We start from the raw sequence: 440 nt of genomic DNA, 5'->3' as shown, positions 1-440 counted from the left end.
AGACTGCGGACGGGCAGACCGCCTCCGCCGCCTACACCTACGACAGCCTCGGCCGGCCCGCAAAGACCGAGTACGGCAACGGCACCGTCCTGACGGTCGGCTACTACGACAGCGGCCAGCCGAAAAAGGAGACCCTCACCCGCAAAGACGGCACCCTGCTGTCCGAAACCGCCTACACCTACAACAGCCGCGGAGAACTGGCCACCCGCACCGACACCCGCCCCACCACCAGCCCCGCTCCCGCAGCCGGCAGCAGGGAAAGCGGGCAGGCCGACGCCGGCACTGGCGGCACCAGCGGGAACACCGCAGAGGGTGCCGCCACGGGTGCGCCGGTGACCACCCACACCGTCCACGCCTACGACGCCTACGGCCGGCTCACCTCCACCACCGTCCACAACGGCGGCGACGCCAAGGCCCCGGTACTGCGGTCGACCGCCTAC

1 pseudogene is annotated in these 440 nt (G+C 71.1%); it reads left to right on the top strand.

Features of this window, described 5'->3' with window-relative positions:
- A pseudogene (locus IF89_RS39695) lies at positions 1 to 440 on the top strand (hypothetical protein); the annotation flags it as partial.

The organism is Streptomyces sp. NRRL F-2664 (assembly GCF_000719345.1).
In the GTDB taxonomy this organism is placed as follows: domain Bacteria; phylum Actinomycetota; class Actinomycetes; order Streptomycetales; family Streptomycetaceae; genus Streptomyces.
This window is presented reverse-complemented; position numbering and strand designations above follow the sequence as displayed.